This window comes from Pigmentiphaga sp. H8 (assembly GCF_003854895.1).
Classification (GTDB): Bacteria; Pseudomonadota; Gammaproteobacteria; order Burkholderiales; family Burkholderiaceae_B; genus Pigmentiphaga.
This window is the reverse complement of sequence record NZ_CP033966.1, coordinates 1,267,196-1,293,662: the sequence shown is the minus strand read 5'-3', so window position 1 is coordinate 1,293,662 and position 26,467 is coordinate 1,267,196. Positions and strand designations below refer to the sequence as shown.

27 protein-coding genes are annotated in these 26,467 nt (G+C 69.4%); 12 read left to right on the top strand and 15 right to left on the bottom strand.

The features are described from left to right. Positions 1-3: 3 nt before the first annotated feature. The 7 genes from EGT29_RS06160 to pmbA form a co-directional block, all read right to left on the bottom strand. Positions 4-1,353: a cytosine deaminase gene (locus EGT29_RS06160; RefSeq protein ID WP_202865592.1), complete on the bottom strand. Its 1,350-nt coding sequence runs from the start codon at positions 1,351-1,353 to the stop codon at positions 4-6. Then, positions 1,350-2,141 (bottom strand): ABC transporter permease, encoded by a 792-nt coding sequence (locus EGT29_RS06155; RefSeq protein WP_124688186.1) that lies wholly within the window; start codon positions 2,139-2,141, stop codon positions 1,350-1,352. The genes EGT29_RS06160 and EGT29_RS06155 overlap by 4 nt, the downstream gene beginning before the upstream one ends. After that, positions 2,138-2,887 carry an ABC transporter ATP-binding protein gene (locus EGT29_RS06150; protein WP_238160308.1) on the bottom strand — a complete coding sequence of 250 codons (750 nt, stop codon included), beginning with the start codon at positions 2,885-2,887 and terminating at the stop codon, positions 2,138-2,140. The genes EGT29_RS06155 and EGT29_RS06150 overlap by 4 nt, the downstream gene beginning before the upstream one ends. Positions 2,888-2,898: 11 nt before the next feature. Further along, positions 2,899-3,918, bottom strand: a complete 1,020-nt coding sequence (locus tag EGT29_RS06145) for an ABC transporter substrate-binding protein (protein ID WP_124688184.1) — start codon at positions 3,916-3,918, stop codon at positions 2,899-2,901. A gap of 51 nt (positions 3,919-3,969) precedes the next feature. After that, entirely contained in the window at positions 3,970-4,884 is a 915-nt protein-coding gene (locus tag EGT29_RS06140) for an ABC transporter substrate-binding protein (RefSeq protein ID WP_124688183.1), read from the bottom strand. Between the two features lie 117 nt (positions 4,885-5,001). Beyond that, on the bottom strand, positions 5,002-6,306 hold the full coding sequence (locus tag EGT29_RS06135) for an NAD(P)/FAD-dependent oxidoreductase (protein ID WP_124688182.1): 1,305 nt from the start codon (positions 6,304-6,306) through the stop codon (positions 5,002-5,004). A gap of 61 nt (positions 6,307-6,367) precedes the next feature. Next, positions 6,368-7,759 carry a metalloprotease PmbA gene (pmbA, locus tag EGT29_RS06130; protein WP_124688181.1) on the bottom strand — a complete coding sequence of 464 codons (1,392 nt, stop codon included), beginning with the start codon at positions 7,757-7,759 and terminating at the stop codon, positions 6,368-6,370. Between the two features lie 115 nt (positions 7,760-7,874). On the opposite strand from pmbA, the gene yjgA reads away from it, so the two are divergent. The 4 genes from yjgA to EGT29_RS06110 all read left to right on the top strand — a co-directional run bounded on the left by yjgA (position 7,875) and on the right by EGT29_RS06110 (position 10,449). Further along, positions 7,875-8,486: a ribosome biogenesis factor YjgA gene (gene yjgA / locus EGT29_RS06125; protein ID WP_124688180.1), complete on the top strand. Its 612-nt coding sequence runs from the start codon at positions 7,875-7,877 to the stop codon at positions 8,484-8,486. A gap of 13 nt (positions 8,487-8,499) precedes the next feature. Beyond that, entirely contained in the window at positions 8,500-9,144 is a 645-nt protein-coding gene (mog, locus tag EGT29_RS06120) for a molybdopterin adenylyltransferase (protein ID WP_124688179.1), read from the top strand. A gap of 27 nt (positions 9,145-9,171) precedes the next feature. Next, a complete protein-coding gene (locus tag EGT29_RS06115) occupies positions 9,172-9,843 on the top strand; it encodes an alpha/beta hydrolase (protein WP_124688178.1) in 672 nt (223 codons plus the stop codon). 117 nt (positions 9,844-9,960) lie between these two features. Next, on the top strand, positions 9,961-10,449 hold the full coding sequence (locus tag EGT29_RS06110) for a universal stress protein (protein WP_124688177.1): 489 nt from the start codon (positions 9,961-9,963) through the stop codon (positions 10,447-10,449). Between the two features lie 95 nt (positions 10,450-10,544). Here EGT29_RS06110 and EGT29_RS06105 read toward each other — a convergent pair whose 3' ends face one another. Further along, positions 10,545-11,468 carry a LysR family transcriptional regulator gene (locus EGT29_RS06105; RefSeq protein WP_124688176.1) on the bottom strand — a complete coding sequence of 308 codons (924 nt, stop codon included), beginning with the start codon at positions 11,466-11,468 and terminating at the stop codon, positions 10,545-10,547. Between the two features lie 130 nt (positions 11,469-11,598). Between EGT29_RS06105 and EGT29_RS06100 the strand changes: the two genes are divergently transcribed. The 3 genes from EGT29_RS06100 to EGT29_RS06090 all read left to right on the top strand — a co-directional run bounded on the left by EGT29_RS06100 (position 11,599) and on the right by EGT29_RS06090 (position 14,037). Further along, positions 11,599-12,558: a tripartite tricarboxylate transporter substrate binding protein gene (locus EGT29_RS06100; RefSeq protein WP_124688175.1), complete on the top strand. Its 960-nt coding sequence runs from the start codon at positions 11,599-11,601 to the stop codon at positions 12,556-12,558. Positions 12,559-12,697: 139 nt separating this feature from the next. After that, positions 12,698-13,645 carry a DedA family protein/thiosulfate sulfurtransferase GlpE gene (locus tag EGT29_RS06095; protein ID WP_124688174.1) on the top strand — a complete coding sequence of 316 codons (948 nt, stop codon included), beginning with the start codon at positions 12,698-12,700 and terminating at the stop codon, positions 13,643-13,645. Then, positions 13,642-14,037, top strand: a complete 396-nt coding sequence (locus tag EGT29_RS06090) for an OsmC family protein (RefSeq protein WP_124688173.1) — start codon at positions 13,642-13,644, stop codon at positions 14,035-14,037. The genes EGT29_RS06095 and EGT29_RS06090 overlap by 4 nt, the downstream gene beginning before the upstream one ends. 9 nt (positions 14,038-14,046) lie before the next feature. Here EGT29_RS06090 and EGT29_RS06085 read toward each other — a convergent pair whose 3' ends face one another. Beyond that, positions 14,047-14,970, bottom strand: a complete 924-nt coding sequence (locus tag EGT29_RS06085; protein ID WP_124688172.1) for a LysR substrate-binding domain-containing protein — start codon at positions 14,968-14,970, stop codon at positions 14,047-14,049. Positions 14,971-15,046: 76 nt separating this feature from the next. On the opposite strand from EGT29_RS06085, the gene EGT29_RS06080 reads away from it, so the two are divergent. After that, complete coding sequence (locus tag EGT29_RS06080) at positions 15,047-16,171, top strand: MFS transporter (protein ID WP_124688171.1); 1,125 nt, start codon at positions 15,047-15,049, stop codon at positions 16,169-16,171. A 28-nt stretch (positions 16,172-16,199) separates the two neighbouring features. On the opposite strand, the gene EGT29_RS06075 is transcribed toward EGT29_RS06080, so the two are convergent. From EGT29_RS06075 to EGT29_RS06060, 4 genes are read right to left on the bottom strand one after another with little or no spacing between them, the layout of a single operon-like run. Further along, positions 16,200-17,168 (bottom strand): tripartite tricarboxylate transporter substrate binding protein, encoded by a 969-nt coding sequence (locus EGT29_RS06075; protein ID WP_124688170.1) that lies wholly within the window; start codon positions 17,166-17,168, stop codon positions 16,200-16,202. Next, positions 17,165-18,181, bottom strand: a complete 1,017-nt coding sequence (locus EGT29_RS06070; protein WP_124688169.1) for a dihydrodipicolinate synthase family protein — start codon at positions 18,179-18,181, stop codon at positions 17,165-17,167. Before EGT29_RS06070 ends, EGT29_RS06075 begins: the two co-directional genes overlap by 4 nt. A 58-nt stretch (positions 18,182-18,239) precedes the next feature. Beyond that, positions 18,240-19,208, bottom strand: coding sequence for a tripartite tricarboxylate transporter substrate binding protein (locus EGT29_RS06065; RefSeq protein ID WP_124688168.1), 969 nt, complete (start codon positions 19,206-19,208; stop codon positions 18,240-18,242). A 48-nt stretch (positions 19,209-19,256) separates the two neighbouring features. Beyond that, positions 19,257-20,237: an oxaloacetate decarboxylase gene (locus EGT29_RS06060; RefSeq protein ID WP_161567714.1), complete on the bottom strand. Its 981-nt coding sequence runs from the start codon at positions 20,235-20,237 to the stop codon at positions 19,257-19,259. Between the two features lie 127 nt (positions 20,238-20,364). On the opposite strand from EGT29_RS06060, the gene EGT29_RS06055 reads away from it, so the two are divergent. The 3 genes from EGT29_RS06055 (at position 20,365) to EGT29_RS06045 (ending at position 24,176) form a co-directional block, all read left to right on the top strand. Beyond that, entirely contained in the window at positions 20,365-21,306 is a 942-nt protein-coding gene (locus EGT29_RS06055) for a LysR family transcriptional regulator (protein ID WP_124688166.1), read from the top strand. Positions 21,307-21,414: 108 nt separating this feature from the next. Beyond that, positions 21,415-22,467 carry a glycosyltransferase family 2 protein gene (locus EGT29_RS06050; protein ID WP_124688165.1) on the top strand — a complete coding sequence of 351 codons (1,053 nt, stop codon included), beginning with the start codon at positions 21,415-21,417 and terminating at the stop codon, positions 22,465-22,467. A 158-nt stretch (positions 22,468-22,625) separates the two neighbouring features. After that, the gene (locus tag EGT29_RS06045) at positions 22,626-24,176 is read left to right on the top strand and encodes a glycosyltransferase family 39 protein (RefSeq protein WP_124688164.1); all 1,551 of its coding nucleotides are present in this window, start codon (positions 22,626-22,628) and stop codon (positions 24,174-24,176) included. Here the strand turns inward: EGT29_RS06045 and EGT29_RS06040 are convergent. After that, positions 24,130-24,525, bottom strand: a complete 396-nt coding sequence (locus tag EGT29_RS06040; protein ID WP_124688163.1) for a GtrA family protein — start codon at positions 24,523-24,525, stop codon at positions 24,130-24,132. The two genes, EGT29_RS06045 and EGT29_RS06040, sit on opposite strands and share 47 nt — an antisense overlap. A gap of 24 nt (positions 24,526-24,549) precedes the next feature. Between EGT29_RS06040 and EGT29_RS06035 the strand changes: the two genes are divergently transcribed. Further along, positions 24,550-25,368, top strand: a complete 819-nt coding sequence (locus tag EGT29_RS06035; RefSeq protein WP_238160307.1) for a ChbG/HpnK family deacetylase — start codon at positions 24,550-24,552, stop codon at positions 25,366-25,368. Between the two features lie 22 nt (positions 25,369-25,390). On the opposite strand, the gene EGT29_RS06030 is transcribed toward EGT29_RS06035, so the two are convergent. After that, positions 25,391-26,335 (bottom strand): LysR family transcriptional regulator, encoded by a 945-nt coding sequence (locus EGT29_RS06030; protein WP_124688162.1) that lies wholly within the window; start codon positions 26,333-26,335, stop codon positions 25,391-25,393. Positions 26,336-26,467 lie beyond the last annotated feature (132 nt).

The following is a 26,467-nucleotide window of genomic DNA, read 5'->3' as shown; positions in this document are numbered from 1 at the left end:
GGCCTACTCCGTCCCCGCGCGCGCCAGCGCCGCGTCGAGTTCGTCGAACGACGGCGGCGACACGGCCAGCAGCCGGCCGTCGCGGACGACCAGGCGGTCGGACTGGGGCCGGGCCAGCAACTGGGGAATGCCGCGGGCGTCGAAGATCACGAAATCGGCCGGCTGGCCCGGTTCGAGCCGCCCCGATCCGGCCTGGCGCATCAGGGCCGCCGGTGTCGCCGTCACGCTGGCGGACCAGTGGCCGGCGTGACGGTCCAGGTGGCCGTTGCGCACGGCTTCGCGGAATACTTCCAGCATGTCGTAGTCTCCGTAGGCGTGGAACGCATCTGCGCAATTGTCGCTCGATAACGCCACCGGAATGCCGCGCGCCGAGATTTCCTGCAGCGGCGGCAGTCCGCGCAGCCGGGGAGTGCGGCCGGGCGCCCTGTCCTGCAGGAACAGGTTGACCAGCGGCAGGCTGACGATGGCCAGGCCCGCGTCGCGGCAGGCATCCAGCATCCGTTCGCGGGTCTCGTCCGCCTGGACGGCCAGGCTGCAGCAATGGCCGCACACGACCCGCCCGCCCAGGCCGCGCGCCTGGGTGCGCCGCGCGACCTCCAGCAGGGAATCGGCCTCGGGTTCACAGGACTCGTCCACGTGCAGGTCCACGTCCAGGCCGTAGCGCACGGCCCAGTCGAACAGCGCATCCAGGGCCTGCGCCAGGCGCTGGCGCGCGGCAGGCGGCGGCAGGCCGGGTACGCGCGTCACGCCGCCCAGCACACCGCCGGTTTCGGCCACGCGGCGCACGAAGTCCTCGGCGCCCTCGCCCAGGTAGGTCTCCATGGGCGCCATGGCCACCATCTGCACCCGCACGCGGGATGCCCAGCTGGCCCGCAAAGCCAGCATGGTGTCCCAGGCCATGCGCGCCTGCGGTCCCGCCGCATCCAGGTGCGTGCGCAGGCCGGCGGTGCCGTGCGACCAGGCGCAGCGCAGGGCGAAGCCGGCGCGCGCCTCGAGCTCGCCCGGACGCCAGCACGCATGGTCGGCCATCACGGCCTTGACCGCCCCCAATAGCGTGCCATCGGCATTGGGCGCGCGCGCCAGCGTATGCGTCTTGTCCAGATGAGTGTGCAGGTCGTGGAAGGCCGGCCAGACTTGCCGGCCGGCCAGGTCCGGCCCCTCGCCCGCTTGCAGCGTCCCGGCGGGCGCGACCGCGCCCAGCCGGCCCCCGTCGACCGCCAGGTCGACGCCCGCCAGGCCCTGCGCATCGGCCAGTCCGGCCAGCGTGGCGGGCAGCAGCGCCGCGGGCACCCGCGCGCCGCGCAGGACGTAGGCCCCCGCCGCCCGTTCCAGCTCCGCGGCCAGCGACTTCAAGATTCGCGCTCCATGGCGCTTTCGTGCCAGCGCCGCAGGATGCGCTGCGACACCCACGAGGTCGCCAGGAAGATCAGTACGCCGGTGCAGGAAATCATCAGCAGGGCCGCGAACATGCGCGGCGTCTTCAACTGGTAGCCGGCCTCGAGGATGCGATAGGCCAGGCCCGAACCCTGCCCGCCCGCCCCGGCGACGAATTCCGCGACCACCGCGCCGATCAGCGACAGCCCGCCCGAAATGCGCACGCCCGCCAGGAAGTACGGCATGGCCGACGGAATGCGCAGCCGGCGCAGCGTCTGGCCCGGGGTCGCGCCATAAAGCCGGAACAGATCGCGCAGGTTGTGGTCGGCGCTGTTCAGGCCGACGATGGTGTTCGACAGGATGGGGAAGAAGGCCACCAGCCACGCGCAGATCAGCAGCGCCACCTGCACGTTGTCCACCCAGATGATCAGGAGCGGCGCGATGGCGACTACCGGCGTGACCTGCATGATGACCGCATAGGGGAAGAAGGTCAGTTCTATCCACTTGGACAGGCTGAACAGGATCGCGATGGCGCCGCCCACCAGCACGGCGCTGACGAAGGCCGACGCGGTGATCTTCAGCGTGACCCACAGCGCCGCCGACAGCAGCGGCCAGTCCTCGACCAGCGCGCGGCCGATATCGGCCGGGCCGGGCAGGATGTGCGGCGAGATGCGCAGGCCGCGCACGATCGCCTCCCAGGCCACCAGGCAGAGGATGCCCATGACGACGGGCAGGACGATGCGCGCGGTACGGAGCTTGGGGTTCATGCGTTCATCGCCTTTTCGAGGGCTTCCGAGGCCTGCCTGCACAGATGCGCGTATTCGGCCGAAGTGCGGAACGATTCGCCGCGCGCCGCATCGGGGGAAATGGGAAGGTCGGCATGGAGCCGCCCCGGCCGCGCGGCCATGACGATCACCCGCTGGGACAGATACACCGACTCGAACACCGAATGCGTGACGAACACGGCGGTGAAGCGCTGGTCCTGCCACAGCCGCAGCAGGTCGTTGTTCAGCTTGAACCGCGTGATCTCGTCCAGCGCCGCGAACGGCTCGTCCAGTAGCAGGACCTGCGGCCGGGTCACGATGGCCCGGGCGATGGAGACGCGCATCTTCATGCCGCCGGAAAGCTCTCTTGGCAGGGCCTGCTCGAACCCCTTCAGCCCGACCTTCTCGAGCGCCTCGGCGGCGCGCCGCCGGGCCTCGTCGCGCGGCACGCCCGCCAGGTCCAGCGGCAGCATGGTGTTGGACAGCGCCGTCTCCCACGGCATCAGCGTGGGCTCCTGGAAGACGAAGCCGACCGCCCCCCTGGTGCCCTGCCGCACGACCTCGCCGGCGGTCGGCTCGGACAGTCCGGCGATCATGCGCAGCACCGTGCTCTTGCCGCACCCCGAGGGCCCGAGCAGGCTGACGAAGCTTCCCCGCGCAAGGGACAGGCTGAGGTTTTCGACCGCCAGCGTGCCGTTGCCGAAGCGCTTGGAAATGTTCCGCAGTTCCAGCACCCGGTCGGTATCCATGGCCGTTTCAGTCATCGCATGCCGACCTTCTTGTTGACGAACTTCAGCGTGTAGGCCTTGCGCACGTCCAGGCCGGTGGGCAGCACGCCCACGTCCACCATGGACCGGTAGAAATGCTCCCAGCGCGCGTCGGTCATCGCCCCGATGCCCAGGCGCTTCGCATCGCCGGAATCGATCAGGCCGCGCTCCTTCATGGCATGGATCGCGAAAGCGATTTGTTCGTCGGTCATCTCGGGGTTGTTGCGCTTGATCAGTTCATTGCCCGCCGACGGATCGTCGTACAGGTAGCTGTACCAGCCCTCGATGGACGCATCGACGAACTTCTGCACGAATTGCGGCCGCTTCTCGACGTTGTCGCGGGTGGTGACGATGGTGGTCATGTACGGGTCCCAGCCATAGTCCGCCAGCAGGAAGGACACCGGGTTCTCGACGCCCGCCTTCTTCAGCGCCAGCGGTTCGTTGGTGATGAGCCCCTGCTGCACCACCTTCTTGTCGGCCAGGAACGGCGCCAGCGAAAACGTATAGGGCTTGACCTGGTCGTCGGTGAAGCCGAAGCGCCCGCGCAGGTAGGGCCAGAAGGTCGCCATGCCCAGCGCGCCCACCAGCACCGTGCGGTCCTTGATCTGCTCGATCTTGTCCACGCCCTGGTTGGGATGGGCGATCAGCACGCGCGGATCCTTCTGGAAGATCGCGGCCACCGACATCAGGGGCGCGCCTTCGCGCGCCGCGTTGAGCGAGGTGCCGCTGCTGCCCGCCGTGAAATCCACGCGTCCGGCCAGCAGCATGGGCGTGGGATTGCTTTGCGGATTGCCCAGGCGGATCTCGACGTCCAGCCCGTGCTTGCGGTAGATGCCCTTGGCCACGGCCTGGAAGAAACCACCCCACTCGGCCTCGGCCCGCCAGCCGATGAACATGACGGCCTTCTCCGGCGCGGGGCCGGACGGCTGGGCGCCGGCGAGTCCCGGCTGCGCGCAGGCCAATGCCGCGCAAAGCAAAAGCACACGGCGTACCCTGGAACTGGACTGCTTCATGACGATCTCCCGACAGTGAAAAAACCCGTCCGCGCGCGGCGGCTCCGAAAATCAGAAGAACTGCTCCACGTCGATGTCGTGGTCGAGCAGGCCGGCACCGCGCAGCACGGTCACCCAACCGCGGTACATGGCCTTGACCTCGGGATCGTCCATGCCGAAGGGATGGAAGAGCGTGGTCTTGAACCCGATCTCGCGCAGCAGCGCGGAGTCCTGTCCTGTATGCCGGGCCATCGCGTCGAGCGCGGCCGACGGATCGGCGTATACGACGCCCACGGCCTCGGCCAGCGCGTCGGCCGTGGCGGCGAACAGTTCCGGTTCACGCGCGTAGGCCGCCTGCGTGGTCCACCAGTTCGACACCAGCGACGGGTTGCCCGTGCTGGCCATCGCCAGCGAACCCTCGCCCAGCACCTCGTCCACCGCGCGGCCCAGGCCGCGCCGCAGCATCAGGGTGACCAGCGGCTCGACGCAGATGGCGACGTCGATCTCGCCCGCGGCCAGCGCATCGGGCATCTTGTGAAAGGGCATCGGCACCCACTGCACGCGCGAGACGTCGACGCCATGCTGGTTGAACAGGTGCAGCGGCGCCGAATGCGTGATGCCCCCGTCCAGCGCGAAGGCGCCCAGGCGCTTGCCCTCGAAATCCGACGGCCGCTCGATGGCCACGTCATGGCGGGCAATGAGATTCATGAAGTCGGCGCTGCGGCCGGCGTAGGTGCCGCGCAGCGCGGCCGCCGAGACGAAGCGGGACGGCAGGTCGAACCGCTCGCGCGCCATGATGGTGAGCGTGGGGCCGGAGAAGGTCAGGTCCATGCGGTCGGCGCGCATGTCCTCGATGGCCTGCACCGCCGACCGCTGGACGAAAACGGGTTCGATGCCGCGCTTGGCGAACAGGCCGGCGTCGATGGCGGTGAACAGGGGAACCAGCCCCATCATGGGGTCGGGATGGGCATCGATTCTGAGTTTCATGTCGCTCCAGCCGCTGTGTGGATCATGACTATTTGCATGACTTTATCATGCAAATTTTGACTGTCAATGGAACCCGGGACAGGGATAAACCCTGGGCTGGAAAGCGAATGGCGGGGACTAGTGCAACTTGACGCGGGGCTGCGAACGACGGCTCAGGAAGCGGCTCAGCGAGCGCACGCTGGCGCCCCACCAGCCCAGTACCGCGGCATAGTGCGACCAGTGCGTGCCGGCGTACATCATGCGGGCGATCCAGCCCTCCACCAGCAGCTTGCGGCCGGAAAGATTGCCCATCAGGCTGCCCACGCCCTCGGCATGGCCGATGGACACCAGCGAGCCGAAATCGCGGAAGCGGAACGGCGCCGCGAACGCCGACTCCCCGCGTATGCGGGCGGACAGCAGCGGCAGCAGATACGAGGCCTGCTGGTGCGCGGCCTGGGCGCGCGCGGGCACGGTCTTGCCGGTCTCGCGCCACGGCGCCGCGGCGCAATCGCCCAGGGCGTAGATGTCGGGATCCTGGGTGCGCAGCGTCTCGTCCACCTGGACCTGCTGCATCGGATTCAGCGGCAGCCCCAGCCGGGACAGCAGCGACGGCGCCTTGATGCCCGCCGCCCAGACGCACAGGTCGGCGTCGAACACCTTGTCCTGGGCCACCACGGTATGCGGCGTGACCTCGGACACGCGGCAGTCGGCCACCACCGTCACGCCCCGTTCCACCAGCAGTTCCTCGGCCGCCTTGGCGACGCGCTCGGGCAGCGGCCCGAGTATGCGCGGCCCGCCCTCGATCAGCGTGATGCGCAGGTTCTGCCGCGTCATGCCGGGCAGCCCGTAGGCCGAAATCGTGTTGCCCGCCTCGTGCAGTTCGGCGGCCAGCTCCACGCCCGTGGCGCCGCCGCCCACGATCACCACGTTGACGATGCCCGGCGTGGCCTCGTCGATGCCGACCGAGGCGCGCGCCATGGCCTTGAGCAGCGCGAGCCGAAAGCGCTCGGCGGCGTCCGTGGTGTCCAGCGAGATCGCATGCTGGTCGGCGCCCGGCGTGTTGAAGAAATTGCCCAGGCTGCCCACGGCCAGCACCAGCGTGTCGTAGGGAACGTTCCGTTCGGGCAGGATGACGGTGCCGTCGGCATCGCGCAGGGCCGCCACCTGTACGTCGCGCGCCTGGCGGTCGACGCCGCGGATTTCTCCCAGCACGAAGCGAAAGCCGTTGTCGTGCGCGAGCATCGCGTAGGAAAGCCCGTCGCGGTGGATGTCCACGGTGCCCGCGGCGACCTCGTGCAGCGAGGGCTTCCAGATGTGGAAGGGCGTGGCGTCGACCATCGTGACGTGCTCGGGGCCGTGGCGCCGCCCCAGGCGCACGGCCAGTTCGAGTCCGCCCGCGCCGCCGCCGGCGATGACGATGCGATGCAAAGGCTTTGCGTTCATAGGCTTTCCCCGATGACTGGCGCACGAAACGCCGGACGGCCCCGCTCCGGCGGCAAGACCCTCAGCGTCCGGCGATCGACATTTCCGGCAACAGGATGGACCCGGTCGTCTTGGTGCCGCGCGTGAGCGTGTCCGCCCCCACCGCGGCGATGCCGCCGAACATGTCCTTCAGGTTGCCGGCGATGGTGATCTCCTGCACGGCATGCTGGATCTCGCCGTTCTCGACCCAGTAGCCGAACGCGCCGCGAGAATAGTCGCCGGTCACGTAGTTGATGCCCTGCCCGATCAGCTCGGTCACCAGGAGGCCGGTGCCCAGCTTGCGCAGCATGGCGCGGAAATCGTCGCCGCGCCGCGTCTTGCGCGACGCCAGCACCAGGTTGTGCGAACCGCCGGCATTGCCGGTCGTGACCATGCCGAGCTTGCGGGCCGTGTAGCTGGACAGGAAATAGCCCTGGACCACGCCGCCGTCGACGACCTTGCGCGCCTGCGTGCGCACGCCTTCGTCGTCGAACGCGCCGCTGCCCTGGGCGCCCTTGATGGCGGGGTCTTCCAGCACGTCGATGTGCCCGGGGAAGACCTGCCGGCCCAGGCTGTCGACCAGGAAGCTGGACTTGCGGTACAGCGCCCCGCCGCTCAGGGCCTGGGTGAGCGAGCCCAGCAGGCCGCAGGCCAGGGGCGCCTCGAACAGCACCGGATACCTGCCGGTGGGGATGCGGCGCGCGGACAGCCGCGACAGCGCGCGTTCGGCCGCATAGCGGCCGACGCTGGCGGGATCGGCCAGCCGCGCCCAGTCGCGGTCGCTGGTGTACCAGTCGTCGCGCTGCATGTTGCCGCCCCGCCCGGCGATGGGCGATACCGACAGCGAATGCCGCGAATACGGGTAGCCGTTCAGGAAGCCCCGGGTGTTCCCCATGACGAAGTGGCCTTCGTACGAGGACACCGACGCGCCGTCGGAGTTGGTGATGCGCTTGTCGGTGGAAAGGGCCGCGCGCTCGGCCTGCAGCGCCAGTTCGGCCGCCGCCTCGGCCGGCAGGTTCCACGGGTGGTAGAGATCCAGGTCGGGGAATTCGGTGGCCAGCAGGTCGGCGTCGGGCAGGCCCGCGGCCGGATCCTCGGCGGTATGGCTGGCGATGTGGTACGCGGCCTGGACGGTATCGCGTACCGCCTGGTCCGAGAAATCCGAGGTCGAGGCCGAGCCCCGGCGCTGCCCCACGTACACGGTGATGTCCAGCGACCGGTCGCGCGTCTGTTCGACCGTCTCCAGCGAGCCCCGGCGCACCGACACGGCCACCCCCTGGCTTTCGGACACCTCGGCCGCGGCGTCGGTGGCGCCGGCGCGCCTGGACTCGTCCAGCACCCGTTCGATCAACTGGCGGAACGCGGCGGGGTCGGTATCGAGCGCGGGACGGGTGGGCGCGGCGGTCGTTTTCTTGCGGGACGGGGAAGTGGCCATGGAGTTTCTTCGGGAAGGAGGCGGCCCGGACACGCGGGCGGGCGGCCCGGGCAGGAAGGCAAGGCTTTATGATAGCTGGTGTCAGCCTTCTTACCGTCGAAGCACGCCATTTTCCATGTCCCGCTCCAAACGTAGTCCATCGCCCCTGGTCCCGGTGCAAGAAGCCGATCCGGACGGCGAATACCAGTCCCCCAGCAAGTCGCAGCTCAAGCGGCAGATGGCCGCCCTGCAGGACCTGGGGGAACGCCTGGTCGGGCTGCCCGATGCCAAGCTGCGGCAACTGCCCCTGGCCGAACGCCTGTACGACGCGATACGCGAGGCCCAGCGCATCACCGCCCACGAGGGCAAGCGGCGGCAATTGCAGTACGTCGGCAAGCTGATGCGCGAGGCGCACGTCGAACCCATCCAGGCCATGCTGGCCGAGTGGGATGGCGAATCCATGGAACAGATCGCCGCCTTCCACCAGCTCGAACTGTGGCGCGACCGCCTCCTGGCCAGCGACGAACATTTCACGGGCTTCATGGATTTGTACCCCCACGCCCAGGCCCAGCCCCTGCGGGCGCTGATACGCGGTGCGCGCAAGGAACAGGCCGCCAACGCCGCCCTGCTGCCCGGGCGCGAGCCGCAGCGCAAGCACTATCGCGCGCTGTTCCAGGAAATCAAGCGGCTGCAGGCCGCTCCCGATGCCGGGTCGCCGCCCCCGGCCGACGACGAAGACGAACACTGATCCCACCGCCGCCATGACCACTTCCGCCAAGCGCCTCGTGCGCAACCATCCCGACGAACTGCTGTGCGGCCTGGTGTCCATCAGCGACCGCGCCTCCAGCGGAGTCTATGCCGACGAAGGCATCCCCTCGCTCAAGACCTGGCTGGACGGCGCCCTGCGCACGCCGGTGCGCTACGTCGAGCGGCTGGTCGCCGACGACGCGCCGGCCATCTCCGCCACCCTGGCGGAACTGTGCGACGAACTCGGCTGCGACCTGATCCTGACCACCGGCGGCACCGGCCCGGCGCGGCGCGATGTCACGCCCGAGGCCACCCTGGCGGTGGCCACGAAAGAGATGCCCGGCTTCGGCGAACAGATGCGCCAGATCTCGCTGCGCTTCGTGCCCACCGCCATCCTGTCGCGCCAGGTCGCCGTCATCCGTGAACGCGGCACGTCGGCGGCGGACGGCGCCGCCCTCATCATCAACCTGCCCGGACAGCCCAAGGCCATACGCGAGACCCTGGAAGGACTGCGCGAGGCCGACGGCAAGCTGGTGGTGCCCGGCATCTTCGCCGCCGTGCCCTATTGCATCCAGCTCATCGAAGGCCCTTACGTCGAAACCGACGAAACCGTGTGCAAGGCGTTCCGCCCCAAGACGGCGATCCGCCCCGCGCCCTGAGCGCCGGCCCCTCTCATCGAGAACGCCATGACAGATACCCTGCTCGAATGCGTCCAGGCCGAAACCGGCCCGAACCCCACCCGCGCCGTGATCTGGCTGCACGGCCTGGGCGCCGACGGCCACGACTTCGAACCCATCGTCCCCGAACTGGACCTGCGCGGCCTGCCGCCGGTGCGCTTCGTCTTCCCGCACGCCACCGTGCAGCCGGTGACCATCAACGGCGGCATGGCGATGCGCGCCTGGTACGACATCATCGTCAGCGACCTCGTCCGGCGCGAGGACGATCCCGGCATCCGTGCCTCGCAGCGCCACGTCGAGAACCTGATCGCGCGCGAGAACCAGCGCGGCATCGCCACCGAGCACATCGTGCTGGCCGGCTTCTCGCAAGGCTGCGCGATGACCCTGCACACCGGCCTGCGCCTGCGCGAGAAACTCGCCGGCCTGGTCGCCCTGTCCGGCTACCTGCCGCTGGCCGCCACCTTCGCCGCGGAACGCAGCCCCGCCAACGCCCATACGCCCATCTTCATGGGCCACGGCACGGCCGATCCCATCGTCATGCTCGAGCGCGCCACGGCCTCGCGCGACCTGCTGCGCCAGGAAGGCTACGACGTCGAATGGCATGCCTATCCCATGCCCCACTCGGTCTGTGCGCCGGAACTCGGAGACATCTCGGGCTTCCTGCGCAAGGTATTGGCTTGATACCGATCAAGACATAGCCGCTCAAGATGTGGTGTACTGCGCGGTAACGAAAAAACGCCCGCGCCATTGCACCGGCGTTCGAGCGGTCATCTTCGTGATCTTCAAGGAGAAAACGTCATGTTCAAGAAAATCCTGATCCCCACCGATGGCTCGCCGCTGTCCGCCCAGGCCGCCAACGCCGGCGTCAGCTTCGCCCGCTCCGTGAACGCGGAAATCGTGGCCCTGCACGTCACCCAGCCCTTCGCCGCCACCATCGGCTTCGACGGCATGGCCGCCGCCTACGCGATCACCGACGACGCCTACGAGAAAGCTTCGGCCGAACAGGCCGCCAAGTACCTCGACGCCGTCACCAGCCGTGCCGACACCGCCGGCGTCAAGAGCACCGCCCTGTCCGTCTCGAACTTCAACGTCGCCGACGGCATCGTCCAGGCCGCCGCCGAAACCGGCTGCGACCTGATCTTCATCGGTAGCCACGGCCGCAGCGGCCTCTCGCGCCTGCTGCTGGGCAGCGTCACCGCCAAGGTGCTGTCCCTGGCCCACGTCGCCGTCCTGGTCTACCGCGTCAAAGAAGAAAAAGAAAAGAAGAATCCCCCCCCTACGCGCTGAAGCGCGCCCCCCAGGGGGCGATGCGGGTGGACCGGCGGAGCCGGATCCACCGCATTCTGGGGCCGATACGCTCCGGATGCCGCCGTCTCAAGGACTCAGGGCTCCCCCTGCCCTCGCACGACCTCCCTCAGGCATTCCAACGCCGTCTCCACCCCCGCCGGCCGCAACGCGTCATTGCGCCAATACATTTCCACCGACCCGAATCCCGACAGGCGCAGCGGCACGATCCGCACCGCATTCATCGTCACCAGCCGCATCGCCGCCCGATGCGAAGCCACTCCCACCATGTCGCTGTGCGCCAGCAGCGTGATGTTCAGCGTCGCCGAATTCGACTCCACGTAATCGACCGGCAGGCTCCGCCCTGCCGCCGCCAGCGCCGCATCCAGCGCGTTGCGTATGGGCGTGCCCCGAGGCCACAGGATCCATCGATAACCCACCACCGCGTCCCACGTCGGCTCGCGGCCTTCGAACAACGGGTGCAACGGCCGCGCCACGAAATGGATGGGCTCCAGGTACAGCGCCTCGGACCGGATGGCGGGATCGTGCAGTTCAGGGGCGGAGCGGCCCACGACGATGTCCAGTTCCCCCTGTGCCAATTGCCCCATCAACTGGTCCATCGTGCTTTCCACCACCCGGATCCGGGCCTGCGGCATGCGCCGCAGCAGCGCCAGCATCGCCAGGGGAACCGTGTCCGGCGCCGCCGCGCCCGAAGTGCCGATCAGCACCTGACCGCTACCCCCTTCGCGCATGGCCTCCATGTCGCTGTGGGCACGGTCCAGTTGAGCCTCGATGCGCCGGGCATGGGCGATCAGCGCCTCGCCATAGGACGTCGGCCGCAGCCCGCGCGCATGCCGCTCGAACAGCGGCAGCCCGATGTCGTCCTCCAGCTCGCGCAGCCACTTCGACAGCGCGGGCTGCGTGGTGTTGAGCGCGGCGGCCGAATGGCTGATGTTGCGGGTCTGGGCAAGGCTGAGCAACATCTGGAGGTTGCGCAGCCGCAAGCGATGGGTCCAATCCATGGGCGGAAACCGGGAACGAAGGGGGGCATCCCAGCCATATCGCACCGGATATGGATGAGAACAAAAATTCATTTTCCAAAGCATATCGCTTTCCGCATACTGGCAGGAGACCATATAAGGAGACATCGAGATGCTTAGACCCCTGCGCGCGCTGGGCGCCCTTGCCCTGGCCTGCTCGTGCGCCAGCGCCTACGCCTGGCCCGACCGCCCCATCACCTTCATCGTCCCCTACACCCCCGCCACCGGCATCGACCTCGTCGCCCGCCAGCTCTCCACCCAGCTCGGCAAGACCCTGGGCCAGCCCATCGTGGTCGAGAACGTGGCCGGCGCCAGCGGCAACATCGGCAGCGAACGCGCCGCCCGCGCCGCGCCCGACGGCTATACCTTCATGGTGCAGGTCAACACCCTGGTCATGAACCGCAGCCTGTACAAGTCGCTGCCCTACGACCCGGTGGCCGACTTCGACCCCGTGGCGCTGACCTCGTGGGGCACCCTGCTGCTGGTGTCGCCCACCTCGCGCAAGCCCGCCACCGTGGCCGAACTGGTGGCCGCGGCCAAGGCCGAACCCGGCAAGCTGACCTATGCCACCCCCGGCGTGGGCACGCCCCACCACCTGTCGATGGCGCTGTTCCTGCAACAGACCGGGGCCCAGATGATGCACGTGCCCTACAAGGGCACGGCGGGCGCCGTCACCGACATCCTGGGCGGACGCATAGATGCGATGTTCCTGCCGGTGCACGTGGCCCTGCCGCAGATCAAGGGCGGCAAGCTCAAGGCCATCGCCACCGGCAGCGCGAAGCGCCTGGCCCAGCTCCCCGACGTACCGACCCTGGAGGAAGCGGGCATCAAGGGCGGCAACGTGGACATGTGGTACGGCGTGTTCGCGCCCAAGGGCACGCCGCCCGACATCATCGCCCGCATGAACAAGGAAATCTCGCAGGCGCTGAAATCGTCCGCCACGGCTTCCGCGTTCGAGGCGCAGGGCATGGTGCCGGCCACCGCCTCGCCGGCCGAATTCGGCAAGCTCGTCGCCAAGGATGCCCAGCGCTGGGCGGACGTGGTGAAGGCGGCGAACATCACGGCCGAATGAACCGGCGGGCGGCCGGGAAAGCCGCCCGTGGCCTGTGGTAAGGTGGGCCGGCGCGGGGCGAAATCCCCCACGGCCCGTGGGCTTGTTTCGGCCGCGAGCGCCCCTATCCTCTCCTAGAGAACTCATCCAGGAGGCCCACTTGGCCGATCTACAGACGCTGCTCGTGCTCTACGGAGCATGGCTGGTCTTCTTCAACGTGCTGCTGGAACAGGCGGGCCTGCCCATACCCGCCTATCCGCTGCTGGTCGTGGCCGGCGCGCTGGCCGCGCAGGACCAGCTCTCGTGGCCGTTGATCCTGGCCGGCACCGTGGCGGCCAGCCTGATCGCCGACAGTGCCTGGTACGCGGCCGGACAGCGCCACGGCGCGCGGCTGCTCAGCACCATCTGCCGCATCTCGCTCTCGCAGGACTCCTGCATACGCCAGACCCAGAGCCGCTATCTGCAAGTGGGACCGCGCCTGCTGCTGGTGGCCAAGTTCCTGCCCGGCGCCGGCGCCCTGAGCACCGTGATGGCCGGCCTGACCCGCGCGCCCTACCGCACCTTCGTCGGCTACGAGATCGCCGGCACCCTGATCTGGGGCGGTTCGGCAATCCTGCTGGGCGCGGTCTTCCATCCCGTGGTGGCCGACATCCTGCTGGCCATCGACCAATACGGCCAGATGGGCATCCTGTTCCTGGGCACGCTGCTGGCGCTGTACATCGCCTATCGGCTGGTCCAGCGGTGGCGCGTCATCAAGTACTTGCGCACCGTTCCCCGCCTGGCGGTGGACGAACTCGCCTCCTGGGAACGCGCGGGCCGCCGGCCGATCCTGCTGGACGTGCGGCCCCAGCCCGACGATCCGCTGCCGGGCGCCATCGCGGTGGACATCCACGCACCGCTGGACGGCCTGGAACTCGGCCCCTACGACACCGACATCGTGGTGTACTGCGCCTGTCCCAACGAGATCTCGGCGGCCATGCTGGCGACCAAGCTGCGTGCCGCCGGCTATACCAGCACCTGGGCGCTGCTGGGCGGCCACGACGCCTGGCAGGCCTACCGCGAGACGCCCGAATCCCCACTCGCCTCCCCCGCAACGGAGCAATCATGAGCGTACACGTCAAATCGAACATGCCCGGCGGCATGCGCTACACCATCTCCCTGGGCGCCCACGACGTGCCCCTGGACATGCCCGCCCCCAAGGGCGAGGGCCCGTCCCCGCACGACTATTTCGATGCCGCGCTGGGCGGCTGCAAGGCGCTGACGCTGATGGTCTACGCCAAGGGCAAGAACATTCCCCTGGATGGCGTGGACGTGGAAATCGTGCGCGACGACAAGGACGAGCGGCGCGGCGAATACCGGCTGACCGCGCGCCTGGTGCTGAGCGGCGACCTGACCGACGAACAGGTGGCAGAGCTGCACGCGGTGGCCGACCGCTGCCCCGTGCACAAGCTGATGACCAGCACCACGATCAAGATCGACAGCGAGGTCACGCGCGCCTGACCGGACCGCTCAGCTGGCGGCGGCGCCCGCCAGCTTCAGCAATTGCCGCGTCTCGGCCCGCGCCACGTCCTGCAGCCAGGCCACGAACAATTGCGCGGGCGGCCCCGCGTCCGGCGCCACGCCGTAATAGTAGCGATCGAGCACCAGCCGCAGGTCGGGCAGGGGCGCCGCCAGACGGCCCCTGGCCAGGTCGTGGCCCAGCAGCGAAACCGGGGCCAGCGCCAACCCCAATCCATCCAGTGCCGCCTGCATCACGAAATGCAGGTGATCGAACTGCAGCGTCTGCTGCTGGCGCGCGCGCGGCCGGCCGACCTGCGCGGACCAGGCTTCCCAATCCGCGCGGCGGGAGCGGGAATACAGCAGGACATGTCCGGCCAGGTCGGCGGGCCGATCGACCGGCCGGACCCGCAGCAGCTCCGGCGCGGCCACGACCAGGCCTTCGTCCTGCATGAAGCCGCGCGCTTCGATCGAGGGCGGCCAGCCGCGGCGGCCGCGCCGGATGGCCACGTCGAAGCTTTCGAGCGCCTTCTCGGGCGCCAGGGTGCTGGTCACCACTTCCGGCTTGACCTGTGGATGGCGGGCCACGAAATCCGGCAGGCGCGGAATCAGCCAGCGCACGGCGAAGCTCGGGCGCACGTTGATCCTGACCACCCGAGGCGCGCTGCGCCCGACGAAGACTTCGGCGGCGGCCGAGATGCTGGCCAGCGCGGGCGCGGTATCGGCCAGGAACTGCGCGCCGGCCGCGGTCAGCACGATCTGCCGCGTCCGGCGCTCGAACAGTTCGACGCCCAGGTAGTCCTCCAGTTGCCGGACCTGGCGGCTGATCGCGCCGTGGGTCACGCCCAGCTCCTGCCCGGCGCGGGTGAAACTGAGATGGCGGGCGGCGGCGACGAAGGCCCGGACGGCATTGAGGGGCGGCGGACGATGGTGCATGCGTGCAATTTTCTCACGTGTGGCGCCAGTTTAAATCGTTTGTCGCCCTGTCATGCGGACGTCACCATGTCGGCCTATGTCCGATCCCGACACCTCCACCGCCGATCGCCATTCGCGCGATGCCTCGATTGTCCTGGGCCTGTGCCTGCCCGCCGACACCGTCCTCTACCTGCTGCTTCCCGTCCACGCCCAACAGTTCGGCGTCAGCCTCGCGCAGGCCGGCGTGCTGCTGGCCGCCAACCGGCTGGTCCGGATAGTCGGCTATGGCTGGGTCGCAAGGCTGTACGCCGAGCGCGGCGACCGCGCCGCCTGCACGCTGGCGGCACTGGCCTCGGCCTGCTGCGCGCTGGGCTATGCGCTGTTCCCCGGATTCTGGCTATTGCTGGCCGTCCGGCTGTTGTGGGGCCTGTCCTACGCGGCGCTGAACCTGTCCACCCTGGCACTGGCCACCGCCAGCCTGTCCGGCTCGGCCCAGCGCACGGGCCGCTCGCGCGCCCTGATCGCCGCGGGCCCCATGCTGGCGCTGCCGGCGGGTGCCTGGCTGGCGGATCTGGCCGGACCGCGTTTCATCTTCTTCATCCTGGCCGCCCTCGCCCTGCTGGCCCTGCCGCTGGCGCGCCGCCTGCCCGCGCACCGCCGACCCCAAAGCGCGCCGCAAGCCGCGCGCCGCATACGGCCGCCCGGCAGCCTGGATGCCTGGTCCTTCATGGAAGGGTTGACGCTGGACGGCCTGTTCATCATCGGCCTGTCGCTGCTCGCGCAGGAGGCGCTGCCCGACTGGGCCCTGCTGGCGGCCGGCGTGTTGATGGCGCTGCGATACCTGTCCGAGATCCTGCTCAGCCCGCTGGGCGGGCGCATCGCCGACCGCCTGGGCGCCGAACACATGCTGGTCGTGCTGTCGCTGGCCACCTCGGTCGCCCTGGTCGGCTTCGGCGCCGGCTGGCTGTGGGGCTGCGCCTTCGCCATCGTCGTGCTGCGCGCCCTGCAACTGCCGCTGCTGGCCCCCATCGTGGCGCACCGCCATCCCGGTCACGAACGCATCCAGGCCCTGGCCTCCCGCGCGGTCTGGCGCGACATCGGCGCGGGCACGGGACCGATGCTGGCCGGCCTGCTGCTGCCGGCCGCGCCCGCCGTGCTGATCTACGGCGGCGCCGCCCTGCTGCTGTCGGCGGCGGCGCTGGCCTGCCTGCGCCGCGCCTGAGCCGCGGACCCCGCCGGCGCGGCCCGCGTCAATCGATGCTGATGCCCGTCTGCCGCACGACCTGCCCGTAGCGCTCGATCTCGCGCGCCATCATCGCCGCCAGATCGGCCGGCGTGCCGGTCTGGATCTCGAAGCCCTGCATGGCGAACTTTTGCCTGACCTCCGCGTCCTGCAGCGCGCGGTTCATCGACGCGTTGATACGCGCGACGACCGCCTCCGGCGTCCCCGCCGGCGCGAACAGGGCCAGGCCGCTCGGCACGTCGACGCCCGGCATGCCAGCCCCCACCATCGAAGGCACGCCCGGCACCAGCGGCGACTCGGCCGCCGTGGTCAGCGCCAGCGCGCGCAGCCTGCCTTCGCGTATCTGCGGCACGACGGCGACGTCGGCGATCATGAAGTCCACCTGGTTGCCCAGCAGCGCGACCACCGCCGGCCCCACGCCCTTGAAGGGCACGTGCGTGAACGACACCCCGGCGGCGCGCGCGATGATCTCGGTCACCAGATGGGGGGCGGCGCCGTTGCCGCTGGAGGCGTAGCTCAGCCGCCCCGGCTGCTTGCGCGCCGCTTCCAGCAGGTCCTTGAGCGACCGCGCGGGCGAGGCGGGATGGACCACCACGATGAACGGGGACACGGTCATGTTGCCGACCGGCGCGAAGCTGCGCAGGGCGTCGTAGGGCAGCTTCCTGTAGAGCGCCTGCGAACTGGCGTGGGTGATCGGCCCCGTCACGTACAGGGTGTGGCCGTCGGGCGCCGAGGAAGCGACGTACGCGGCGCCGATGGTGGTGCCGGCGCCGGGCTTGTTCTCGACGTAGACCGGCTGCCGGAACTCCTCGGCCAGCTTGGCCGCGAGAATGCGGGCCGCCACGTCGGTCGAGCCGCCCGGCGGAAACGGCACCACGATCTTGACGGGTTTGCCAGGGTATTCCTGCGCATGGAGGCCGGCCACCGGCAGCAACGCTGCCAGCGCCAGCGCCGCGATGCGGCGCGCGCCCATCATGCCTGCCTCCCGGCGGCGGCCATCTGCGCCGGTTCGCGCACCACGCCGATGCCCGCGCCGCGCAGCAACTGGTCGATGCGGCCGATCTCCTCGGCGCGCGGCTCGGGCATGGGCGGACGCATGCGCGGCGACTCGATCAGGCCGCGCAGCCAGGTTGCGATCTTGTAGCGCACGTGCAGCCGGCCGGGCTCGGCGTAGATGTATTCGTGCAGGCGCGCCAGGCCCGCGTCCCAGATGCGGCGGGCGGCGGCGAGGTCATCGGCGCGCATCGCCTCGATGTGGTCCAGCATGGGCTCCAGCGCATAGTTCCACGAGCCGCTGATGGTGCCGTCGAAATTGCCGCTGGCCAGGTACTCGTGGAAGAAATGCGCGCTCGAGCACAGCAGCGCGACGCCGGGCGCCTGTTCGCGCATGGCCCGCGCCAGGATGCGGTGTCCCTGGTAGGCGTAGGTCGTCTTCCAGCCCACGATGTTGGGCACCTCGCGGCAGAACTTCAGCGTGGGCTCCAGCGGCAGGCCCAGTCCCCAGGGCTGCGACGCGCTGGTGATGGGATGGGTGAAGATGGGCAGGTCCACGGCCGCGTCCTGCGCCTTGATCTGGTCCAGCCAGACCTCCGGATAGCGGACCGAGTCCCAGGCGATGGCCACGTCCATGGAACCGGCCGGCGGCACCACGAAGATGCCCTGGGCGCCCAGCGCCTTCGCGTCGAGCGCCGTCTGCACGGTTTCCGCGGTGGTCCAGGCGAAGGTGCCGGCCAGCACCGGCATCCGGCCCGCGGCTTCCTCCATCACGATTTCCAGCACCCGCCGCTTTTCCTCGCGGGTCAGGTAGAAGGCTTCGCCCGCCTCGGGATTGGCGATCAGGCCGCCCTCGGCGGCGAACCTCGGCTGTTGCAGGTAATAGCGCACGAGTTGGCGCAGGCCCGGCTCGTCGATGCCGAGATCGTCCCGCAGCGGCAGGACCAGCGCGGTGTAAAGGCGGCGCGCGATGGGATGGAACGAGGAATGGCTCAAGAACTGCTCCTGAAGAAAGACATGGCCATGCGCCCGGACGGCGCACGGCGGCGGGACGCTACTCGGGCGTGATGCCCGCGTCGGCGATGATCTGTTTCCACTTGCGCCGGTCGCGCGCGATGCGTTCGGCGAAGGCGGCGCTGGTACCGCCCGCGGGGTCGGCGGCCAGGCTGGTGATCTCGGAGCGCAGGTCGGGCGATGCGATCGCGGCGTTGAGCACGCCGTTGAGCCGCTCGACGACGGGCGCGGGCGTGCCCGCCGGCGCCCACAGGCCGAAATAGGCTTCCATGTCGAAGCCCGGCACGCCGGCCTCGATCAGCGTCGGCACGTCCGGCAGCACCGGCGTGCGCTTGCGCCCGGCCACGGCCAGCGCGCGTACCCGCCCGCCCTTGAGCACCGCCAGCGCGGACACGGCGCTGTCGAACATCATCGTCAGCTGGCCGCCTATCAGGTCCTGCACGGCCAGCGACATGCCCTTGTAGGGAATGTGCGTCATCTCGACGCCGGCTGCGCGCTTGAAGGCTTCTCCGTTCAGATGCGCCAGGGTGCCCACGCCGGCCGAACCGAAATTGTTGTCGGCACCGCGGCTTTTCATCAGCCTGACCAGCGAGGCGACGTCCTGGATGCCCGAGGCGCTGGACACCAGCAGCACGCTCTTGCCGTTGGCGATCTCGACGATGGGCGCGAAGCTCTTCTCCGGATCGTAGGGCAGCGAGGACTTGATGGCGGCGGCCAGCGAATGGGTGCTGGTGGTGGACAGCAGCAGCGTGTAGCCATCGGGCGCCGCGCGGGCCACGGCCGCCGCGCCGATGATGCCGCCCGCGCCGGGCTTGTTCTCGACCGCCACGGGCTGGCCCAGCGCTTCGCTCATCTTGCGCGCGACCAGCCGCGCCATCACGTCGGCCGCGCCGCCCGGCGGGAACGGCACCTGCAGCAGGATGGGCCGGCCGGGATACGTGTCGCCGCGCGCCACGGCCGGCGCGAGCAAGGCTCCGCCCGCGACCTTCAATAGTTGACGTCGATCCATGTTCGTTTCCAGGAAGGAGGAAGAGAGGGCCGGCCGCGCCGGCCCCGGTCACTTCGGGGGCTGCCTGCCGCTCTGCTCCAGCGTGCCGCCGTGGCCCCAGGTGCTTGCATAGTCGGGACGGCTGTCCTCGGCCAGGAACCGGCGTTCGAGCTCCATCACTTTCGGGATGCCCGACAGGGTCTTGTAGTCGGCCGGTCCGTCCGGGCAGGCGTTGACCTGGGCGGCCCAGTCGGCCAGCGCGGCCTGGCCGCGCCGGCGGAAATCATGCAGTACGCGCCAGGCGGCCTGCATCCCCGACGAGGCGGCGATGGTCGGATACAGCACCACCCGCAAGCCCAGTTCGCGGTATTCCTCCAGCGTCGGCGCCGGGCCCTGCCCGCCCCAGATGGTCAGCACCGGCACCGGGATCTCGCGGCAGGCGATCTTCAACTGCTCGCGGCTTTGCACCGAATTGAGCCAGACCAGGTCCACGCCGCCCTGCTCGGCATAGGCGACGCAGCGGTTCAGCGCGGACTCGAAGGTCTCGCCGGCGGCCCCGAGCGCGTCGCAGCGCGCGCACACCACGAACTCCCGGTCGATCTCGTCGCGGGCGGCGACGGCCGCGCGGTACTTGCCCACGGCCTCGTCCACCGGGATACAGCGGCGGCCCGCGCTGGTCCCGGACTTCTTGGGCGCTTCCTGGTCCTCGATCTGCAAGCCCGCCACGCCGGCCCGCACCGCCTCCTGCACCGCGTACCAGACGTTGACCGCGTTGCCGAAGCCGGTATCGAAGTCCAGGAAGATGGGAATGTCGGTCCGGGCCGCGACGTGCCGCGCATGGTCGACCACGTCGCGCATGCCCATCACGCCGGTGTCGGGATAGCCATACAGGAACGCGCACAGCTGCGAGCCGGCGATGAAATAGCTTTCGAACCCCGCGTCCTGCGCGATGCGGGCCAGCAGGGGGCTGAAGCCTCCGGGCATGACCAGCAGTTCGTCCCTGGCCAGTAGTTCGCGGAATTGGCGCCGCTTGGCTGTCGCCTCGTTCATCGTCCCGTCTCCCGTCGCCCCGTCCGGCGTGGCCGGCGGGTGCATCTGTGCTTGCTTGCGGGAAATTCTAGGAACAGCCGTTTAATTTGTCTAATATATCTCTTATATCTATTGATTTACGTTACTTATGAATCTCTCGATCCGGCATTTCAAGGCGTTTCTTTCCGTGGTGCATACGCGCAGCTTCACCCGCGCGGCGGAACAGCTGCACATCAGCCAGCCCGGCCTGAGCCTGATGATGCAGGACATGGAGGGCCAGTTGGCGTGCCGGCTGTTCGAGCGCACCACCCGCTCGGTCCACCTGACCGCGGCGGGCCAGCGGCTGGTGCCCGTGGCCCAGCACGTCGTGGACGAGGTGGAAACCATCGCGCCCGTCCTCAGCCAGCTCTCGGAAGAACGGCGGCGCACGCTGCGCGTGGGCGCCACGCCCATATTCTCCGCCAGCGTGATGCCGCACGTATACATGAAGCTGCGCGTCACCCAGCCCACGCTGGACCTGCACGTGTTCGACCTGCCCAAGCCCGAGGTCGAACGCCGCGTGCGCAGCGGCGAACTCGACTGCGGGCTGGGCATCTTTCCCCGGCACGTGCCCGAGGTCTCGCGGCGCCCGCTGTTCGAGTTCGACTTCCTGTACGTGGAGTGCCGCACCGCCCCGCTGCGGCTGAAGGCGCAGGGCAGGCCCCGGCGCATACGCTGGGACGACCTGCCCGACGTGCCCTTCGTCGAACTGCACCCCACCTCGGAACTCCAGCAGTTGATCGACAAGCGCAAGACGGCGTCGAAACGCCTGCGCCCGGAGGGCGGCATTCGGATGAACAACCTGGAATCGCTGATCGGCATGGCGGCGGCCGGCGTCGGTCCCACCATCATTCCCTCGTTCGCCGCGCCGGTCGGACCCGACGTGCCGGTCGTCACCGCGCTGCTGACCGACCCCGTGCTGTCCCTGGGCTTCCATCTCATCACCAAGCGCGGGCGGGAACAACCGGCGGTCCTGGAGGCGTTCACCGGCACACTGCTGGAGGTGATCGCCGAACGCGGGGAACGCACCTACGGGGCGCCCGAAAACTGACGTTCCGCTGAACGGTCCTGGCCACGGAAACTCGACATCCCTTCAACGAAAATTCGACGCACGCCCGACCATACTGGCGCCGTTCCCGTCGTTCTTTCCGAGTGTTTCATGGATGTCCAACACGATCTGGATGGCTTCGGCCCGGCGCTGCCCGGCGTGGTCCTGCCTCTTCCCGAGGCGGCCGCTCCCAGGAGTCGCGCCTTCCACGATGTCCACGTCAGCTGCGTCCTGCCCTGCCTGAACGAGGCCCGCAACCTGCGCGAGCTTCTTCCCCTCTTGCGAGCCCGCCTCGACACGCTGTGCCGAAGCTGGGAGATCGTCGTGGTGGACGATGGCAGCACCGACGAGACCTCCGAGCTCATGGCCCGCTGGAGCCAGGTTCCGGGTTTCCGCTATCTACAGCTGTCGCGCAACTTCGGCAAGGAAGCCGCGCTCAGCGCCGGCCTGGAAGCCGCGGACGGCGACGTCGTCATCAGCATGGACGCCGACCTGCAGCACTCGCCCGACCTGATCGACCGGATGCTCGCCCGCTGGAGCGCCGGCGCGGACATGGTCTATGCCGTGCGCAGCCACCGCGACGACGAGCCAGCGCTCAAGCGCCTGGGCTCGCGCCTGTTCTACCGGCTGCTCAGCTCGCATGGCCGCGTCGACGTCCCGGCGCATGCCGGCGATTTCCGATTGATGGATCGCCGCGTCGTCGACGCCTTGATCGCCCTGCCCGAACGCACGCGCTTCATGAAGGGCCTGTACGCCTGGGTAGGGTTCAAGGCCGAACCGCTGCCTTACGTCCCCGCCGACCGTGCCCACGGCAGCAGCCACTTCCGGCCGCTGCAACTGGGACGCCTGGCCCTGGACGGGCTTACCGCGTTCACGACCTGGCCGCTGCGCATGGCGAGCCTCGTGGGCGGACTCTTCGCCGCGCTGTCGTTCGCCTATGGCTGCTACGTGGTGGGCGAATACCTGGTCAAGGGCAACATCGTCGCGGGCTGGACCACCATCGTGGCCGCCCTGCTGTTCTTCGCCGGCCTGAACCTGATCTCGCTGGGCATCGTGGGCGAGTACGTCGCCCGCATCTTCGACGAGGTCAAGGGCCGGCCGCTGTACGTGGTCCGTTCCCGCCGCGGCACGGGGACGCGCAGCCGCCGCGCAGGCATGCGATGAAAAATGGCCCCCACGCTTGCCGCTGCGCGGCTGCGCTGCCCCCCAAGGGGGCGTTTTCATCTTGGGGCGGCCCGGCGATGAAAAATGACCCCCACGCTTGCCGCTGCGCGGCTGCGCTGCCCCCCAAGGGGGCGTTTTCATCTTGGGGCGGCCCGGCGATGAAAAGAACCAGCCTGTTCTTTGCCGCCATCGCGGCGTGGCTCGCCATGCTGTCCTGGGTGCGGCCGCTGATGCTGCCCGACGAGGGCCGCTACGCCGGCGTCGCCTGGGAAATGCTGCGCGGCCACTCCCATGCCGTGCCGCTGTTGAACGGCATGCCCTATTTCCACAAGCCGCCGCTGTTCTACTGGCTGGCCGAGGCCTCGTTCTCGGTGTTCGGGCTGAACGAGTTCGCCGCCCGCCTGCCCTCGGTCCTGGCGGCCTGGTTGGCGGCGGCGGGCCTGTACCTGTTCGTGCGCAGGTGGCGCGACGGCGGCACCGCCACGGTCGCCACGCTGATCCTGGTCACCCTGCCTTTCTTCTACGGCGCCGCGCAGTTCGCCAACCTGGACATGCTGGTGGCCAGCCTGATCTCGCTGTGCATCCTGGCGGGTGCCGAGGCGCTGCTGCGCGCCCGCGAAGGCGCCTCGCCCCGCGGCATGATGCTGACGTGCGCGGTGCTGGCCGGCCTGGCCGTGCTGGCCAAAGGCCTGATAGGCGTCGCGCTGCCGGCCGTCGTGCTGGTGATCTGGGTAGCGTCGGCGCGCCGCTGGAAAGACCTGCTCGTCCTGCTGTGGCCGCCGGCCATCGGCGCCTTCCTGCTGGTGGCGGTGCCGTGGTTCTGGCTGATGCAGCTGCGCTACCCGGAGTTCTTCCACTACTTCTTCATCTACCAGCAGTTCGAGCGATTCTCCGCCGGCGGATTCAACAACGTGCAGCCGGCCTGGTTCTACCTGCCCGTGCTGGCCGGGCTGGCGCTGCCCTGGTCGGCGTGGGCCGCCGGCCTGCTCGACAAGCGCTTCTGGACCGCGCCCCACGGCGAACTGCGGCGGCTGATGCTGATCTGGCTGGCCGTGATCCTGGCCTTCTTCTCCCTACCCAGCTCCAAGCTCATCGGCTACATCGTGCCGGCGCTGCCCGCCTTCGCCTTCCTGCTGGCCGAGGTCGTCATGTCGGTCCGGCGCAGCGGCCGCAGCCTGCGCTGGCGGCGCCTGTTTCCGCTGTCGGTCATCGGCGCCGCCACGCTGTGCGGCGCGGCGATGGCCGCAGCCGCCGCCTACTCGCACCAGGCTCCCAAGTCCCTGGCCCTCGACATCGGCGCGCGGCTGCGGCCCGGCGACACGCTGGTGGCGCTGCACGAGTACCCCTTCCAGTTGCAACTGTATTCCCGCTCCCGCTCCCCCATCTGGGTCGTGGACGACTGGCTGGACCCGCAGATTCCCTTGCGCGACAACTGGCGCAAGGAACTGTACGACGCCGCGCATTTCGACCCGGTACAGGGCCAGCAAGTGCTGCTGTCGGACCGGCTGCTGCACGAACGCCTGTGCGCGGCCCCCGCCGGGGAACGCTACTGGATCTGGGGCGGCGCCGACGACGCCACGCGCAAGCCACTGCTGGCGAACCGGCAGCCCGTGCTGAGCGAAGGCCGCAGCCGCGTGTGGCTGATCGAGGCCGGCGACGGGCTCATGCGCCGGGCGTGCGGCCAAACGCCCATAGCCGGCTTGCAATGAAGGTACCCACGGCAATCCCCACCAACACCGCTGCCAGCAAGACGTCATAACGCACCGAGGACACATGGAGCAGCCAGGCATAGGCCATTTCGTTGACCGCGAAGCCGCCGGCGGATACGAGAAAAAATCTCGCCGCGGCCTGCTGCCACGCATGCAGCGGGTGCCTGAACGTGAACAGCAGATGGCCCGCGAACGATACGCAGAAGGCGGCCAGCCAGCCCGCCACGTTGGCCCACAGGGGCACGACGCGCAGCATCTCGACGCAGGCCACGGTTACGACCCAGTGGGTGGCGGCGGCCAGGCAGCCGACGGCGACGAAGCGAAGGATCTGTCCGGCAAGCAGGCGCATGGATGGACATCCAACGGAAACGTGGTGAACGGAACGCCATTATCCGGCAGGCGCATCGTCGTGTGTGCGGACGACTTCGGCATGGACGCGTCGGTCGACCTGGCCATCCTCACCCTGGCCGCCCGCAAGCGCGTCAGCGCCGCCAGCTGCATGACGCTCGGCCCCAGCTTCGGCACCTACGCCCGGCTGCTGGCCGACACGGGCATCGAGACCGGCCTGCACGTGGACTTCACCGCTTTCTTCGACACGCCCGCCGAGCGCCTGTCCCTGTCCGCGCTCATCGCCCGCAGCTACGCGGGCCTGATCGACGACGCCTGGATCGATGCGCGACTGGTCCGGCAGTTCGACGCCTTCGAACAGGCCTTCGGCCGCCCGCCCGCCTACGTCGACGGCCACCAGCACGTGCATCAGCTGCCCCGCATACGTACCCGCCTGGTCGCGCTGCTGGCGCGGCGCTATGCCCATGCCCTGCCCTGGCTGCGCTCCACGCGCCCCGCGCCCCTGCCCGGCATGCCGCGCCCGCCTCGCCTGAAGGCCCGCGTGATCGCCGCGCTGGGCGCCGCCGGGCTGGCCCGTCTGGCACACGGCCACGGCATGCGGACCAACGCCCGCCTGCTGGGCGTGTACGGCTTTGAAGGCGGGGAACAGCACTATGCCGCGCTGGTGCGCAACTGGCTGCGGCACGCGGGCGACCGGGACGTGCTGATGTGCCACCCGGCCGTCGCCCCCGTGCCCGACGATCCTCCCGGCGGGCAGCGCGTGGCCGAATACCGGGTGCTGGCCGGCCCGGCCCTTTCCCGCTGGCTGGACGAGGAAGGCCTGCGCGTGGGGCCGCTGGCCTGAGCCGGCGCGCGCGCCTGCGGGTTCAGCGCCTGGCGAACGGCAGGCTGCGCGCGTTCTCGATGGTGATGCCGATGGGCGATGGCCCACGCTGGTCCAGGCATAGCGACTTGAACAGCTCGATCGAATTCATCAGCACGTTCTTCTTGTGGACGATGCCGATGTCGACCAGGATGGGCCGCCCCGCGCAGCGCAGCAGGCTCAGCCTGCGGCTGGCCACCTCGTCGGCCAGCGCATAGACCGGCATGAGCGCGACGCCGGAACTGATCGAGACGATGCGCTTGATGAACTGGGCGTCGTTGGACTCGGTCAGGATGGACGGATAGCCGCCATCGGGCATGAACAGTTCGTCTGTGATGGCCCGCGTACCGCTGCCCTGCTGGAACAGGACGAACGGAAACTCCCGCAGCTGGTCCAGCGAGACGGTTCCCCGCTTGGCCAGCGGATGGCCGCTGCGGACGATGAACGCATGCTCGGTGCTGCCCAGCGCCACCCTGACCATCTGGCTGCTGCCTTCGCCCAGCGGTCCGAACGCCACGTCGGCCGTCCCGACCTGCACCCGCCTGACGGCGGCCTCGGCGCTTTCGGTGGCGGTGAAGATCAGTTCGATCCCCGGGTACTTCTCGATGAAGGCCTCGCACAGGTCGCCCAGGACGTAGACGATGGACAGCGTGGTGGCCGCGATGCGCAGCGTGCCGGTGACCGGCCCGGTCTTGGAGCGCTCGAAGCGCGCTTCCAGCGCCATGATCTCGGCGCGTATCTTCTGCGCCGAAGCCAGCACCGCCAGTCCCGCCGGAGACGGATAGACCTTGGGCCGGGCCCGTATCAGCAGGGTCTCGTCCAGTTCGGCCTCGAGATGGCGCACCTGGTGGCTGAGCGCCGACTGGGTTAGGCCGAGCTGGGCCGCCGCCTCGCCGAAACTGCCGGTGTCGGCGATGGCCTGCAGCGCTCTGAGTTGCTTCAATTCCATGGCGGTATCGCGAGAGTCGTACGGGAAAGCGCGTGGCGCGCACCGGCATTTTGGCACCGATCACGCCCCGCAGGCGCGCCCCCGCCGTGCATGAAAAGAATTCATCGCATGCCGCAGGAAATCGCGTTGACG